At 71.3% G+C, this 14,575-nt stretch carries 16 protein-coding genes; 8 read left to right on the top strand and 8 right to left on the bottom strand.

Translation table 11 applies throughout. From position 1 onward, the window contains the following. Positions 1 to 41: 41 nt before the first annotated feature. Complete coding sequence (locus IEY61_RS01390) at positions 42 to 1,514, bottom strand: serine hydrolase domain-containing protein (RefSeq protein WP_189040366.1); 1,473 nt, start codon at positions 1,512 to 1,514, stop codon at positions 42 to 44. 53 nt (positions 1,515 to 1,567) lie between these two features. Then, positions 1,568 to 2,080, bottom strand: coding sequence for an ArsR/SmtB family transcription factor (locus tag IEY61_RS01385; protein WP_189040365.1), 513 nt, complete (start codon positions 2,078 to 2,080; stop codon positions 1,568 to 1,570). Between the two features lie 115 nt (positions 2,081 to 2,195). Between IEY61_RS01385 and IEY61_RS01380 the strand changes: the two genes are divergently transcribed. The 4 genes from IEY61_RS01380 (at position 2,196) to IEY61_RS01365 (ending at position 5,219) form a co-directional block, all read left to right on the top strand. Further along, the gene (locus IEY61_RS01380) at positions 2,196 to 2,939 is read left to right on the top strand and encodes a ParA family protein (RefSeq protein WP_189040364.1); all 744 of its coding nucleotides are present in this window, start codon (positions 2,196 to 2,198) and stop codon (positions 2,937 to 2,939) included. Continuing rightward, a complete protein-coding gene (locus IEY61_RS01375; RefSeq protein WP_189040363.1) occupies positions 2,936 to 3,175 on the top strand; it encodes a Rho termination factor N-terminal domain-containing protein in 240 nt (79 codons plus the stop codon). Before IEY61_RS01380 ends, IEY61_RS01375 begins: the two co-directional genes overlap by 4 nt. Positions 3,176 to 3,345: 170 nt before the next feature. Next, positions 3,346 to 4,365 (top strand): ATP-binding cassette domain-containing protein, encoded by a 1,020-nt coding sequence (locus IEY61_RS01370; protein ID WP_189040362.1) that lies wholly within the window; start codon positions 3,346 to 3,348, stop codon positions 4,363 to 4,365. Then, on the top strand, positions 4,362 to 5,219 hold the full coding sequence (locus tag IEY61_RS01365; RefSeq protein WP_189040361.1) for an ABC transporter permease: 858 nt from the start codon (positions 4,362 to 4,364) through the stop codon (positions 5,217 to 5,219). Before IEY61_RS01370 ends, IEY61_RS01365 begins: the two co-directional genes overlap by 4 nt. Before the next feature lie 152 nt (positions 5,220 to 5,371). Here IEY61_RS01365 and IEY61_RS01360 read toward each other — a convergent pair whose 3' ends face one another. The 4 genes from IEY61_RS01360 to IEY61_RS01345 form a co-directional block, all read right to left on the bottom strand. Further along, positions 5,372 to 6,055, bottom strand: coding sequence for a hypothetical protein (locus IEY61_RS01360; protein ID WP_189040360.1), 684 nt, complete (start codon positions 6,053 to 6,055; stop codon positions 5,372 to 5,374). A 209-nt stretch (positions 6,056 to 6,264) separates the two neighbouring features. Then, positions 6,265 to 6,651, bottom strand: a complete 387-nt coding sequence (locus IEY61_RS01355; protein ID WP_189040359.1) for a hypothetical protein — start codon at positions 6,649 to 6,651, stop codon at positions 6,265 to 6,267. Further along, positions 6,648 to 6,908 carry a hypothetical protein gene (locus IEY61_RS01350; RefSeq protein WP_189040358.1) on the bottom strand — a complete coding sequence of 87 codons (261 nt, stop codon included), beginning with the start codon at positions 6,906 to 6,908 and terminating at the stop codon, positions 6,648 to 6,650. Before IEY61_RS01350 ends, IEY61_RS01355 begins: the two co-directional genes overlap by 4 nt. Before the next feature lie 18 nt (positions 6,909 to 6,926). Continuing rightward, a complete protein-coding gene (locus IEY61_RS01345) occupies positions 6,927 to 7,589 on the bottom strand; it encodes a hypothetical protein (protein ID WP_189040357.1) in 663 nt (220 codons plus the stop codon). Positions 7,590 to 7,821: 232 nt separating this feature from the next. On the opposite strand from IEY61_RS01345, the gene IEY61_RS01340 reads away from it, so the two are divergent. Next, positions 7,822 to 8,181 (top strand): STAS domain-containing protein, encoded by a 360-nt coding sequence (locus IEY61_RS01340; protein ID WP_189040356.1) that lies wholly within the window; start codon positions 7,822 to 7,824, stop codon positions 8,179 to 8,181. Here IEY61_RS01340 and IEY61_RS01335 read toward each other — a convergent pair. Beyond that, positions 8,095 to 9,072, bottom strand: coding sequence for a sigma-70 family RNA polymerase sigma factor (locus tag IEY61_RS01335; RefSeq protein ID WP_189040355.1), 978 nt, complete (start codon positions 9,070 to 9,072; stop codon positions 8,095 to 8,097). The two genes, IEY61_RS01340 and IEY61_RS01335, sit on opposite strands and share 87 nt — an antisense overlap. A 129-nt stretch (positions 9,073 to 9,201) precedes the next feature. Here IEY61_RS01335 and IEY61_RS01330 point away from each other — a divergent pair, with 129 nt between their 5' ends. The 3 genes from IEY61_RS01330 to IEY61_RS01320 all read left to right on the top strand — a co-directional run bounded on the left by IEY61_RS01330 (position 9,202) and on the right by IEY61_RS01320 (position 12,059). After that, complete coding sequence (locus tag IEY61_RS01330) at positions 9,202 to 10,035, top strand: alpha/beta fold hydrolase (RefSeq protein ID WP_189040354.1); 834 nt, start codon at positions 9,202 to 9,204, stop codon at positions 10,033 to 10,035. A gap of 106 nt (positions 10,036 to 10,141) precedes the next feature. Then, positions 10,142 to 10,534, top strand: a complete 393-nt coding sequence (locus tag IEY61_RS01325; protein WP_189040353.1) for a hypothetical protein — start codon at positions 10,142 to 10,144, stop codon at positions 10,532 to 10,534. Between the two features lie 268 nt (positions 10,535 to 10,802). After that, entirely contained in the window at positions 10,803 to 12,059 is a 1,257-nt protein-coding gene (locus IEY61_RS01320) for a S1 family peptidase (RefSeq protein WP_189040352.1), read from the top strand. Between the two features lie 105 nt (positions 12,060 to 12,164). Here IEY61_RS01320 and IEY61_RS01315 read toward each other — a convergent pair whose 3' ends face one another. Beyond that, complete coding sequence (locus IEY61_RS01315; RefSeq protein WP_189040351.1) at positions 12,165 to 14,537, bottom strand: acylase; 2,373 nt, start codon at positions 14,535 to 14,537, stop codon at positions 12,165 to 12,167. Between the last annotated feature and the right edge of the window lie 38 nt (positions 14,538 to 14,575).

The following is a 14,575-nucleotide window of genomic DNA, read 5'->3' as shown; positions in this document are numbered from 1 at the left end:
AGAGTGTCCACTTCGGCCCTTCTTTACGGCGCAGCCCTTCCTTACGAAAGCAGGGCGGCGGTCACCACGAGCGCGCCGGTGAGGGAGGCGCCGACGACGACCGTCCGGCGCCACGGCACCGCAGCGCCGTTGAGTGGCAGTCGCCGCCAGCGGTACGCGACCAGGGCCAGCCCGGCGGCGGAGAGGCCGAGCCCCGCGGGCCAGAGCCAACCGGGCACGACCGACCAGTCGCCGAGCCGATGCCCGAGCAGCGGGTACGCCAGTGCCCAGGCCGCTGCGGACAGCCCGGTCAGCCGGTCCAGCACCGGGCGGACCGCCGAGCCGAGCAGCGACAGCCCGCCGATGAAGGTGAACAGCAGCGCCAGAGCGACGCCGACCCAGGCCGACAACCCCGACGGGGTGGCGCCGGCGCGCTCCTGCGGTACGCCGAGCAACCGCAGCCCGACCGGTTCGACGCCCCGGTCGGTGTTGCCGAGCACCACCACCCCCTTCCCGGTGGCCCGCTCGAATCCCACGTACGCGTAGAAGCCGCCGGTGGCGCCGTTGTGCCAGGTGATCTCGCGGTCGCCGTGGCGGGTGGTGAACCAGCCGTACCCGACCCGGGTGTGTTCGTCGTCGACGAAGCGCGGCTCGCGGGCGTCGGCGCCGGGTGCGGTGCCGGCGGCGGTGGCGGCGACCAGGCGGGCGAGGTCCTCGGCGGTGGACCAGTAGCCGATGCCGGCCGGGGCGTAGCCCGCGCCGGTCCACGGGTCCGCGGTGCGTCCGCTGGTCCTGGCGCCCTGCGCCCGCCCGGACGGCAGGGCCGAGGAATCGGTGGCCAGCACCGTCGCGGTCATCCCGAGCGGGGCCAGCACTTCCCGGTCGAGCAGTTCGGGGTAGCCGGTGCCGGCGTCTGCGGCCAGCGCCTGACCGAGCAACGCCGTGCCGAGGTTGGAGTAGTTGACCCGACCCCGGCCGTCGCCGGGGCCGTGCTCGTCGGTCGCGGCCCGGATCCGGTCGACGTCCTGTCCGGCGTACGGGTTGCCGGCCGTGAGGTTGGTCCACATCAGGCGCGCCCAGTCGCGTACCGAGGTGATGCTGATCCGAGGCAGACCGGAGCGGTGACTGGCCAACTCGGCCAGGGTGACCTCGTGGGCCGGGCCGGTGACCTGGGGCCAGGTGGTGCCGAGGGTGTCGTCGGGGCGGACCGCCCCGGCATCGACACGCGTGGCCAACAGCATGCCGGTGAGCACCTTCGTCACCGAGCCGATCTCGAACGGGGTGTCCGACTCGACGGGGTGGCCGGCGCGGTCGCGGTCGCCGAGGCCGGCGGTACGGATCCGGCCGCCGTCGATCAGCGCGACGGCGAGCCCACGGTGTCCCTCGGGGCCGTCCACCGCGGCCCGCGCCGCGGCGGCCAGCTCGGCGTCGCCGGTGGCCTGGGCGGTCAGCCGGGGCGCGCGGGGCATGACGCCGAACCCGGCGAGCCCAGCGACGATTCCGGCGACCAGGGCGATGACGGCTGACTTTCGCACGCTGGTGCTCCCTTTCGTCGGGCGCGGGACCCGGATGGTCCGCGTGGGCGTGGTCAGCGGCCGGCGGCGGTGAGGATGGCCAGCAGCGGCACCACCCGCTCGGCGGGGATGGCGTACCGGCCACGGCCGGCGCTGCGCAGCCAGCCGGCGGCGGTGAGCTGGCGCAGGTGGTGGTGCAGTTGGCCGGTGGTGCCGAGTTCCTCGATCCCGGCCAGCTCGCCGGTGCCCTGCCGGCCGCCGAGGATCTCGCGCAGCAGGCGCAGCCGGACCGGGTGGGCCAGGGCGGAGAGCGCGGCCGGCAGCTCGGCCCAGCCGTCGGCGAGCAGGTCGTCGACGGCCCGGCCGTACTGCCAGTCGTAGCGCTGGCCGGCGACGTGGACGGTGCCGGTGTAGAGCACGGCGCCGGGGTGGTCGTCGTCGGCCGGCAGCCGCTGCTTGAGCCCGTCCAGGGCCCAGAAGGCGCCCTCGGGCGGCGTCGCCGGCCCGTCCGCGCCGCCCCCGACCCGCTCGACCAGCGCGGCGACCTGCGCTTCCAGCGCGGCCAACCGCTTCTCCACCTCCGACATAAGTTCGATAGTACGAACTTACGTAGTTACGCACAAACCGCGAGCGGCAAGGAGTGATCGACATCGGCTACCGTTCCCGGACGGCTGGCGGGAGCGGCTGCGCGACAGCCGGACCGTGAAACGCTGGTACGACGGCCTGCGCGTGGGCAATCCGGCGGTCACGCTGGGCGACCTCGTGGTGTCGCCCGGCCCGGCGAACTCCCGGCTCACCGGCGCCGGTCGGCTCGACCTGATCGCCTCACACCTGCAACTGGTCGACATCGACCTCGCGCTGGCCCGCAGCGTCGCCGGTGGTGAGGAGTACGACGCCGAACTGTTCCGGGTGCGCGGCTCGCTCGCCGACGGGCTGCTCGCCGACGGGCTGGACCCATACGACCTGGTGCTCATCGACTGCCCGCCGAACTTCAACGTGGTCACCCAGTCGGCCATCATCGCCAGCGACCACCTGGTCATCCCGGCCCGGGCCGACTACCTGTCCACTCTCGGCATCGACTACCTGTACGGCAACGTGCGGGAACTGGTCGACCAGTACAACGCCGACGCCCGCCGGTTCGCCACCGTACGCCGACACCACAAGGTCGCACCCGACGTGGCCGGCGTGGTCTTCACCATGATCCAGTTGTTGTCGCGGCAGCCCATCGCCACCCATCAGAGCTACATGGATCAGGTGCGCAACCTCGGTCTGCCGGTCTTCCCGACCGCGCTGCGGGAGAACGTCACGCTCTACGCCACGAACACCCCGCGCGGGGTGCCGGTGGTGCTGCGCGACCGGGTGACCGTGCCCGCCGTCCGCGACGAACTACGCCAGTTCGCCACCGAGTTCCTCGAGCACCTCCAGCCCGCTCGGCGGTCCGCGTGATCACCCGGCTCAACGCCGCCGAGCCGACCGACGCCGCCGGCCACCTGGCCACCCTGACCAGCCGGGCCGATGGTGCGGCGTACCTGTCGGGGTGGTCGGTGCGTGAGCTACGAGCGCTGGCGGCGAGCCTGGGACTACGCAACGTGGGTGGCCTGCGCAAGGCGGAACTGGTCGAGCGGATCGTGGACCGCACCATCGGCTACCGGCTCGCCTCCACCGCCCTGCGGCAACGCTGACCCCGCATGGCAGAACCGACGCGTGCGGGCCGGCCGCCGGCCACAGTCGTTGTAGCAGGTGGTCGGCCCCGCGTCGGAATTTTGTCGTACGCGTGCGGTGGGCTGGGGCCGCATGTGCTCCGGTGCCCTTCCGGGCCCGGCGCCCCCACACGGGAGGACGAATCGAGATCATGAGTTCCAGACGCAGCACCGGCCTCGCCATCGAGGCCGAGGGGCTGACCCGGTCGTTCGGCGAGACCCGCGCGCTCGCCGGCCTCGACCTGCAGGTGCCGGCCGGCGCCGTGTACGGAGTGCTCGGCCCGAACGGGGCCGGCAAGACCACCGCGGTGCGGGTGCTGGCGACGTTGCTGCGCCCGGACGGCGGGCGAGCCCGGGTGTTCGGCCACGACGTGGTCACCGAGGCCGACGCGGTCCGCGCCCGGGTCAGCCTGACCGGTCAGTACGCCTCGGTCGACGAGGACCTGACCGGCACGGAGAATCTGATCCTGCTGGGCCGGCTGCTCGGGCTGCGCAAGCCGGCCGCCCGGCAGCGGGCGGAGCAGTTGCTGGCCGCGTTCGGGCTGACCGAGGCGGCCGGCCGGCAGGTCAAGAAATACTCCGGCGGCATGCGGCGCCGCATCGACATCGCGGCGAGCATCCTCAACACGCCCGACCTGATGTTCCTCGACGAGCCGACGACCGGGCTCGACCCACGCAGCCGCAACCAGGTGTGGGAGATCGTCCGGGCGGTGGTGGCGCACGGCACGACCGTGTTGCTGACCACGCAGTACCTCGACGAGGCCGACAAGCTGGCCAGCCGGATCGCGGTGGTCGACCACGGCCGGGTAATCGCGGAGGGCACCCCGGGCGAGTTGAAGTCGTCGGTCGGGACCGGCACGGTCCACCTGCGACTGCGGGACGCGTCTGTGCGGCCGGAGGCGGAGCGGCTGTTGCGGACGGTGCTGGACGCGCCGGTGCAGTTGGAGCCGGATCCGGTGGCGATCACGGCCCGGGTCGGCGGGGCGGGCAGCGACCTGGATGCCGGTGCGCAGGCCGCCCGCGTACTGAGCGAGTTGTCCCGCGCCGGGATCGTGGTGGACGACTTCTCGCTCGGCCAGCCGAGCCTCGACGAGGTCTTCCTGGCCCTGACCGACCACCCCGCCGCGCCGGCCGAGGACGAGCGGGACGAAACGCTGGAGGCAGCCCGATGAGCAGCGACATCGCGACCTCGACCGGGCGGGCGCCGACGGTCTACGTCCCGTCGACCGAGGCGTTGGCGGCGGTCCTGGCACCGGGCGAGCGACCGTCCCGACCGAGCCCGCTGGCGGCGTCGCTCGCCTTCAGTTGGCGTGCCGTTCTGAAGATCAAGCACGTGCCGGAGCAGCTGTTCGACGTGACGGCGTTCCCGATCATCATGGTGCTGATGTTCACGTACCTGTTCGGCGGCGCGCTCGCCGACAGCCCCCGTGACTACCTTCAGTTCTTCCTGCCGGGCATCATGGTGACCAGCGTCGTGATGATCACCATGTACACCGGGGTCGGCCTCAACACCGACATCCAGAAGGGCGTCTTCGACCGGTTCCGGACGCTGCCGGTGTGGCGACCCGCAGCCCTGGTCGGCATGATCGTCGGGGACGTGCTGCGCTACGTGCTGGCGGCGGTGGTGATCCTCGCCGTCGGGCTGGTGCTCGGCTTCCGCCCCGACGGCGGCCTGCTCGGCGTCGGAGCCGGGATCGGCCTGCTGGTGGTCTTCTCGTTCGCGTTCTCCTGGGTCTGGACGTTCTTCGGGCTCGTCCTGCGCAGCGAGAAGTCCGTGATGGGGGTCAGCATGATGGTGCTGTTCCCGCTGACCTTCCTCAGCAACGTCTTCGTCGCCCCGTCCACCATGCCGGGCTGGCTCCAGGCGTTCGTCAAGGCCAACCCGATCACCCACCTGGTGTCGTCGGTGCGGGCCGCGATGTCCGGCACCACCGACGCGAGCGCCATGACCTGGACGCTCCTCTGGAGCGCCTTCTTCCTGGTGGTCTTCGGCACCCTGACCATGCACCGCTACAACCGCCGCTAACGGTGTTACAGGCGCCAGGGGACGGGGGTGGGCGGAAGGTAGCGGCAGGAGGCACCGGTGGAGAGGTGTGGCGCGCCGGGTCGCGCCTTCATGGCCACCGACGGTAGCGGGCACCGCCGACACCACGGGCCGTCCTGACGGGCACCGAAGAGCTACCCGCCCACCGCCGGGTTGCCGGTGTGGTCGGGCGGCGCGGAACCAAATGTCCTGGAATCGGTCAATGCGAGCAGCGCGCAGGCGGCCGCCAGCAGGTACGCCCAAGCCGCCAGCCATGGCACCACCGTCATCGCGCTGCCCACGCCCTCCCCGGCGAGCAGTACGGTGCAGGTCAACTGGAACGCGGCGGAGGCGAACAGCAGCACGATCACGAAGCCGTGGTACGCGTGCCGCAGGCCCGCTGCCAACGCACCGGCGGCGGCCAGCAGCAGCACCGCCAGTGCGACGGTCACCAGGGCGTACAGCCGGTAGCGCTGCACCTCGTACGACTTCCAGTAGTCTTCGATGCTGGCCAGCAGCCCGGCGGCCACCGCGACGGTCAGCACTGCGGCCAGCACGACCACCGCCACTGCCACGAACCGTGCCCACCGCCGCCGGACCGCGACCGTGCCAGCGAGCAGCAACCCGAGGTACGCCGGCAGCGGCGCCACCTCCAGAAAGTACTCCAGCAGCGGGTGCGGCACGCCGGGCAGCTCCGGCTTCACGTAGTTCAGGTCCACACCGACGATCACCTGGCCGTTGGCACCGGAGAACCAGGCCATGGTGAAGGTCGCAAAGGCGACCAGGGCGAAGACCACGAGGCCGATCCGGCCGACACGGCTGAAGGTCGATCCCGTCACCGGGCCGACCTTAGTGGACCCGGGGACTGCGCGGGCACCCAGATCCGATGAAGCTCAGGACGAGAGCGGCATGGCCGGCACGCAACAGCCGCCACGCCGCGTTGTTGCGTGCCGGCCACTCGACCTCGTCGTACTCGATCGTCACCGCCGCATGCCCGCCCCTGACCCGTCAACTCAACATCGCCCACGCTAGCTAAGCGGCATTGGGGTCAGCGGGCGTCGGTGGTCACGTGGGAGCAGGGAGTACAGGCGGCGGGGCCCTGTTCGGCGTACCAGCGGCAACTGCGGCGGATGGCGCAGTGCGGCAGGTTGGTTTTCGGTTCGCCGGTGGTCTCGGCGTACGAGGCGACGAGGCGTTCACCCAGGCCACAGTGGTCACCGGTCCAAAAGCCGCACCGGCTGGTGACGCAGGGGCCGGCGAGCCGGTATCGGGATTCCACGGGGCCGCTGGCCGCGTCCGCTGTCGCGAGGGCCACCTCGGCGGGCATGGGCGGCGTGACGTACGCGACCCGACCCGCCGGAGTGATCATGCCCAGGAAGACCGTGGCGTTGGCCGCGGTGGTGCTCGGGCACATCCGCTCCGGCGGCTGGGTCATTTCTGCAGCCAGAAGCCGATGTCGTTGATCTTCTGGCCGAGCTCCTGAGCGAACGGGCCGTCGATGACCCAGATGCCGTACCACTCGGGACGCAGCTTCAGGTTGGCGTGCCCGAGGGTGAGCGGGGTGTCGAGCTTCGCGCCGGCGGCGGAAAGCGCGGACAGCCCGGCCTTCTGGATCTCGCCGGCGATCCGGCTCTGCTGCTCGGATGTGAGGTCGACGCCGTCGACCACGAAACGGAACTCGTGCCGTGCCATGTGCTCTCCTCCGGTCTCTCAGTGCGTGTCGGTCCGCAGCCCGCGCCGCAGAGCCGTCCTGGTGAAGGCCGCCCAGCCAGCGCGGGAGGCGGCGTCCGCCGTGCCCACCCGGTGCCGCCACGTCGCGGCGTCGGCGGTACGCACGCCCCACAGTTGGCGGCTGGCCGCTACCGCGAACGCGACCTGCTCAGCCGAGCCGGTGAACCCGGGCTCGCCGTCGAGCACCCGCAGTCCGCCGCCGGCCGCGACGGTGACCTGGCCAAAGTGGTGGTGCAGGCTGGCCAGGGTGGCCAGGTGCGCGGTGTCGACCCGGTCGGCCCGGAAGGCGTCGACCGGCTGGTCGTCCACCACGACCCGGATGGCGTGCAGGGTGAACGCTTCCCCGGCCGGGTCGGCCTGCCCGGCCAGCTCGGTGGGGACGCTCCAGCCGCGCGGCGAGTTCGCCGACCAGAACGCCAGCCAGGTGCCGAGCCGCTCGTACAGGTCGGTCCGCAGAGCCACCGGGGCGGCCAGTCGCGCGGTGGCGATGCGGTCGGAAGCGACCGTCGGCTGTGCCACGCGGACCAGTGGGCCAGCGACCGCAGGTGCGGCGGCGACGGTTGCGGTGACGGTTGCGGCCGAGGCGACCGCGGTACCGGCGAGCAGCCCACGCCGGGACAACGAAGTAGATGGGGATCTCATGGTCCGCCCTTTCTCCGACGGCCTTGCGCACCCCACACTATCGACGTAATTGAATTAGTTGAATGTTTTTCCTATCGGAACAACGACATGAATCGTGGTGATCGACGATGGCGTGAATCCACTCATCCTGCTTGTGCCGGGCCGAGGGTCGGCCGGGTGCCGTTCGGCTCGTCGGTGCGGATCACCGCCATCACCGCGGATGATTCTGCGGGCGGTTGCCGGTCCTACCTGCGTGACGACCTTCGCGATCAGCTTCGCCATGGATGGGACACTGACCCGCGCCGACATCCCCGCGCTCTGCGTCCGCCTGGCCGAGGTGCTGCGCGGCCGGGACCCTGGCGTGGTGGTCTGCGACGTGTCCGGGGCGATCCGTCCCGATGTGGTCATGGTCGAGGCGCTGGCCCGGCTCTGCCTGACCGCGCGGCGGCACGGCTGGCGGCTGGTCCTCAACGGCGCCAGCGCCGACCTGCTCGAGCTTGCCGACCTGCTCGGCCTGACCGGCGTGTTATTCCAGCCGCTGCGGCAACCCGAACATCGGAAACAGGCGTGCGGTGTCGAGGAAGTTGTTGACCGCCGCGATCCGCCCGGCTGAGATCTCCAGCACGATCAGCGCCCAGGGGTCGTGCCCCGAGCCGCCGAAGCTGGGGCGGTACTGCCCGAACGCCGGCAGGCCGTTCGCCACCACCGGCACCAGCCGGGAGCCGCGGCATCCGCAGCCCGTGCCGCTCATCCAGGCGAGGATGTCGCCGTGGCCGCGCAGCCACAGCGGCAGCGGCGGCATCGACAGCGTCGCGTCCTCGTGCAGCAGCGCGGTGAGAGCCGTCAGATCGTACGCCTCGAACGCGCGCACGTAGCGCGCGAGCAGCGCCTTCTGCTCCTCGTCCAGCGGCTGGTGGACATCGGCGGCGGTGTCGGCGGCGGTGAGGGTGGCCCGGGCCCGCTGCAGGGCGCTGTTGACGCTCGCCACCGAGGTGTCGAGCAGCTCGGCCACCTCCTGGGCCGACCAGGCCAGCACCTCGCGCAGGATGAGCACGGCCCGCTGCCGCGGCGGCAGGTGCTGCAGCGCGGCGACGAACGCCAACCGGACGGACTCGCGGCCGGCGATCACCTCGGCGGGGTCGCTGCCCGGTGGCAGGACCCGGCTGTCCGGCACCGGGCCCACCCAGATCTCGTCGGGGCGCGGCTCGCCCGGATGGGTGGCGTCGCCGGACCCGGCGGGACCGAGGTCCATCGGCCGGACCCGCCGCTGCACGCTGGCGAGCATGTTGAGGCAGACGTTGGTCGCGATCCGGTACAGCCAGGTCCGCAGCGCCGAGCGGCCCTCGAACCGCTCGTAGCTGCGCCACGCCCGCACGAAGGTGTCCTGCACGGCGTCCTCGGCCTCGAAGGCCGAGCCCAGCATCCGGTAGCAGTAGCCGGTCAGTTCCGAGCGGTACGGCTCCAACTGCGACTCGATCGATGTGCTGATGGCCACGTCACCCACGCCGCCAATCTAACGCCCACCCCCGACGATTCCGGCCCCGGAAAAATTTGTGTCGCCCACGGCGATGAGTTCCCGGCGGCTGCCCGGTCGTTAGGGCATCGGACAACGACACGACACGAGGAGCACGTCATGACCGCCACTGCATGGACCGCCGAGCCCGGCACCTCCGGCCAGTACGCCGACGTCAACGGCGTCAACCTGTACTACGAGACGCACGGCACCGGCCGCCCGATGATCCTGCTGCACGGCGGTCTCGGCTCGGGCGAGATGTTCGCGCCGGTCCTGCCCACGCTGGCTGACCGGCACCAGGTCATCCTGGTCGACCTGCAGGGGCACGGCCGCACCGCCGACGTGGACCGACCGTTGGACCTGACGCTGATGGCGGACGACGTCGCGGCCCTGATCGACCACCTCGGGCTGGAGAAGCCGGACGTCGTCGGCTACTCCCTCGGCGGCGGGGTCGCGCTCCAGGTCGCCCTCCGCCACCCGGACAAGGTGGGCCGCCTGGTGGTGGCGTCGGCGAACATCCGCAGCGACGCCGTCTACCCGGAGATGCTCGCGCAGCAGGGCCAGGTCAGCGGCGCGGCCGTCGAGTTCATGAAGGACACGCCGATGTACGAGCTCTACCAGCGGGTGGCGCCGCGCCCGGAGGACTTCCCCCGGCTGCTGGACAAGATCGGCGAGGCGATGGCGAAGGACTTCGACTACACCGAGCAGGTCCGTGGCCTGCGGGTGCCGACGCTGGTGGTCGCCGCCGACGCCGACATGGCGCCACCGAGCCACTACGTCGAGATCTTCAACCTGCTCGACGGCGGGCTGCGCGACGGCGGCTGGATGGGCGAGGGCCGGCCGAAGGGTGGCCACGCCCTGGCGATCCTGCCCGGGCTGACGCACTACGACCTTTTCGCCTCCCCACTCTTCGCCGCAGCCACCCTCGCCTTCCTCGGTAAGCAGGAGAGCTGATCCTGGGTCCTGTCGCGGGCCCGGCGGCCGGCGCTTGGGTACGTCCATTCCGGACAACTGGGATGGGCTAGAGTGCGATTCCCGTATTGATCATGGGAGGCACCACATGCGGAACACCATTAAGCGGAAACTTGTCGCTCTCGCCAGCACCGCGGCGCTCACCGCCGGCCTGCTGGCCGCGACGGGCGGGCCGGCCGTGGCCGCAACCTGCTCGGGGGGCCTGCTCGGCAACTGGCCGATCAAGGGTGGCTACATCTCGGTCTACTACAACTCGTCCACCGGCTACAACTGCGCGATGACGCACACCAACAAGCCGGGTGTCGCCAAGTACATCATGGTGCAGATCGGCTCCGGCGGGACGTCGAAGAAGGACGCCGGCACCTACAAGTACTACGCCGGCCCGGTGAGCGTCTACGGCCGCGGTCGCTGCATCGACTTCAGCGGCCAGGTCGGAGCCGGCAACGCGATCGAGGGCATCACCAACGCCTACTGCGGCTGAGCCGATCCTGGAAGGCGGGTCCGGCGCCCGGGTGCTTGCCCGGGCGCCGGACCACATGTCAGTGGCAGCGCTTGCGGACCGCGCGAAGCCGCCCGGCGCGGTCGACAATTGCCTTGACCAGTCCATTTAGGATGACGATCATGGCGCGATGCTGAAAGTCACCGGGCGATGCCTTGCCCTCACTCTCACAGGCGTCGCCGGAGCCGTCTGGCTCCCCTCACCCGCCTACGCTGAGATCACCACGGATCAGCCAGCCACCAGCACCGCGGTGGCCGTGACGACCACCCCGCCAGCAACCGACGACACGCTCCGGCCCGGGTACGCCGAGGCCCTGAACATCGCGGTGGAGCGGGCGTACGCGAGCCCAGCCGAATATTCGATGCCCTACGTCGAGAACGATCAGCTCATGGTGCCGGTGTCGCAGACCGCTTCGGCCGCGACGCTCACCGCCGCGTCGGCCGACATGGTCGTCGCGCCGACGTCGACCGGGACGATCACCGACGACCCGGACACCCCCAGCACGGAACCCGACAAGGACACTGTCCCGACCGACACGACGGACCCCGAAACCTTCACCCCGATGAAGGCCGACGTCATCATCGAGCCGGTGGTCATGCGGGTGCCGTACACGGTGGACCAGCTGGCTACCGTTCAGGACGAGGTGCTCGAGCTCAGCGACGACCAGTTGACCGGTGCGAGCAACCTGCGCACGGCCGCGATCGACCCGGTGAACAACCGGGTCATCATCAAGGCGGCGACGGTGACGCAGGGGATGCGGGAGGCGTTGGCCGCCCGATACGGCGCCTACCGGGTCGCCCTCGAGTTGGTGCCGGGGATGACGGAGCCGTCGCCGAAGATCGGGCGCAAGGCCGACACCGCGCCGTACTACGGCGGGGCGTACTTTTACGCCACGTTGAAGTGCTCGACCGCCTTCTCCTGGACCCATAAGGGTGCGCACTACATGCTCACGGCCGGCCACTGCACCGCGCTGAACGGTAAGGCGCACAACCCGAACGGGACCCTCGGCACCGTCACGGCTGACAACTGGAACAACACCACCGGTTCGGTGAAGGTCAACGGCCACACGTACTCGGGTGACGCGTCCACCATCAAGCTGACCAAGACGTCTGCCGGTCGCGTCTACAAGGGCTCGGCCACGTCAACCACTTCCCGGGCGGTCACCGCCCGGATGAACCGGCGCTCCCACTTCGGGGAAAGCTACTGCGTCAGCGGCCGAGCCACCGGCGAAATGTGCGGCTTCCAGGTGCGCGCCACGTACGTGACCGTGCGATACAGCGACGGCTCGGTCCTGCGCAACGCCATGGAGGGATACCGCTACGGCACCTGCACCAAGGGCGGCGATTCGGGCGCGCCGATCTACAACATCAAGAGCAACGGTACGATCACCGCCCGGGGCATCCTCAGCGGTGGCAGCTCCAACGCCAGCGGTCACTGCTACGACTACTTCACCGACACCCACCTGGCCGAAGTGGCCCTGCCCGGCATTATCAAGCTCGCCAGCTGAGCCGGCAGCCGCCCATTGACGCCGTCCTCGGGTCGTCCGACGTCCTTGCGGTTCCAGGGTGCGGGCCGGTGGCACACCACCACCGGCCCGCACCCGCCTCGGTGGTCAGCGGCGGCGCTCCCCCACCCGGTAGGTCACCAGGTTCGGGTCGGCCTTGAGCTGCTTCTCGGTGAACTTGATGGTGTCCCAGCCCTTGCCCGAGTACAGCCGGGTCTGGTCGGCGTACCAGGGCGAGTTCGGGTTGGCCGACTGGGAGTAGGTGAGGATCTGCCGGCCGGACGGCCCGTTGCGGTCCAGCTCGACGGCCATCAGGAACGACGTGCCGTGCCGGACCTTCCGGTAGCCGATGCCGGGTTCCAGCAGATTGATGGTCATGTTGAAGATGCCCGCCTCGGGCCAGCCGCCGTGGATCGGGATGCGTTCGGCGCCGCGCGGCTCGGTCTGGATGTCGCCGAGCCGCGCATCGAGCGGGATGCCGTCCAGCGCGCGGACGGCGTCCGCGAGCGCGGTGCGGACCTGCGGGTCGTCGACGGCGAGCCGGCTCGGCGTGGTGAGCGGGTTCGCGGGGTCGAACCGGTCGGCGAAACGCAGGCCCCTCTCCCGGGCGAACTCGGTGAACACGTGCGAACCCCGGCTGTCCAGGTCGACCCGCAGGTCCCAGCCGCGCAGGGCGGCGCAGGCGGCGGCCAGATCGACCCGGGTGCCATCGGAGGCGGTGGCGACCGGGTGGGCCGTACACGATCGCACCAGGTCGTCGCGGACCAGCTCGCCGCCGTACGCCCGGTTACCGAGCGTCACGTCCCACAGCTTGCCGGCGGTGAAGCCCTTGCCGGGGAGCCCGTCGGTGCCGGCGAGACGCTGCTTCACCTGGTGCACGCCGAGCCGGGTACGCAGGCTGCGCTCGGTGCGCTCGTCGCCGATGATGCGGGGGAAGCCTTCCAGGGGCTGCTGCGGGTTGGCCAGCCAGTAGCTGTCGTTGGAGTTGGTCACGTAGTCGCCGCGCACCAGCGTGGGCAGGTGCGCCGGGCCGAGGATGCCCGGCACGGCGGCGTCCGGGTCCCGGCCCAGCTCGCAGGCGGAGCGGGAACCGTCGAGGACGGCCTGGCCGCTGCGGGCGTACAGGTCCCGCCAGGCGGCGGGGATGCAGGCGGCGGCGAGGTCGTCGGTGACCCGGGGCACGACGGAGTGGTCGGCGTAGAGGGCCTTGCCGTCGCGGTCGGCGGCGATGACGTTGACCCAGGGCAGGAACTGCCGCCGGTCCAGCACCGCCCGCAGCTCACCCACCGACTTGGCGCGTCCCATGGCGAGCCAGCCGTCCAGCGCGCGGTTGTTGGCCGCGTTGGGGTCGCTGATGGCGTACGCGGTGTCGGCGGTCCAGTCGAAGGCGCCGGGTATCACGACGACCGGGCCGAAGTGGGTGTCGTGGAGGGTACGGCTGACCGGCCCGCCAGGGGTCTGGACGGTGACCGTGCGGGCGGTCATCTTCCGGGGCTTGCCGTCGTACAGGTAGCTGGTCGGGTCGCCGGGTGCCAGGGTCAGCCGGTGCCAGGCGAAGCGGCGGGCCGTGGAGACGGTGTGGCTCCAGGCCACCCGGCCGTTGTGGCCGATCTCGATGAACGGGTCGCCGACCAGGGCGACGCCCTCGACGTCGTACCGGCCGGGGATCTTCAGGTGCATCCGGTAGAAGCGGTCCGGGCCGTCCCACGGGAAGTGCGGGTTGGCCAGCACCATGCCCGTCCCGCTGGCGGTGGCGTCGCGTCCCAGCCCGTACGCGTTGCTGCCCACCCCGGCCGGCGCGCCGTCGTCGGCGGCGGCCAGGGCGGACGCCTTCGGGGCGGGGAGCTGGCCGGTGATCTCACCGGGGCGTACCGGGGCACTCCCGCTGGGCGGCGCGGCGGCGACGATGCCGTCGGCGAGCCCGGCGGAGCCGGCCCGGGCCATGCTGGTCCAGAAGGCCCGCCACAGGTCCAGCTCGGTGATCGGCTGCACCCATGGCTTGCCGGCGCAGGTCGGGTCGGTCAGGTTCGCCGCTCCGGTCCGCCGCAGGTACGCGTTGTAGCCGGCGGCGAAGCCGCGGAGCTGATCACGTACCTCGTTCGAGGGTGAGTGCAGGCCGTCGCGGGGGCCGGTGAGCAGCCGCTCGGCGACCCGGTCGTCGATGACCTTCTGCTGGAACAGGTCGCTGGTGACATTGGCCGCCGCGTCGCCGGTCGTACCGAACCAGCGGGCGCGTTGGGCGCGGACGGTGACGACGGTCTCGGCGATGGTGCAGATGTTGTCCTCGGCCTGCACGTAGCCGACTCCGTAGCCGAGGCCGGCGAAGTCGCGGGCGGTGATGTGCGGTACGCCGTAGGAGGCGCGCTGGATGAGGGCCGAGTAGTCGTTCCCGTGGGCTGCGGCGGCGGAGCCGGGAGTGGTGAGGCTGGCGGCGAGCAGGCCGAGTGCGGTGACGGCGGCAGCCAGCCGGCGGGGCCTCATCGGGCGACCCGCTGCGAATGGTGATGGAACATCGTTCT

Source organism: Micromonospora sonchi, assembly GCF_014646235.1.
Taxonomy (GTDB): Bacteria; Actinomycetota; Actinomycetes; order Mycobacteriales; family Micromonosporaceae; genus Micromonospora; species Micromonospora sonchi.
This window is presented reverse-complemented; position numbering and strand designations above follow the sequence as displayed.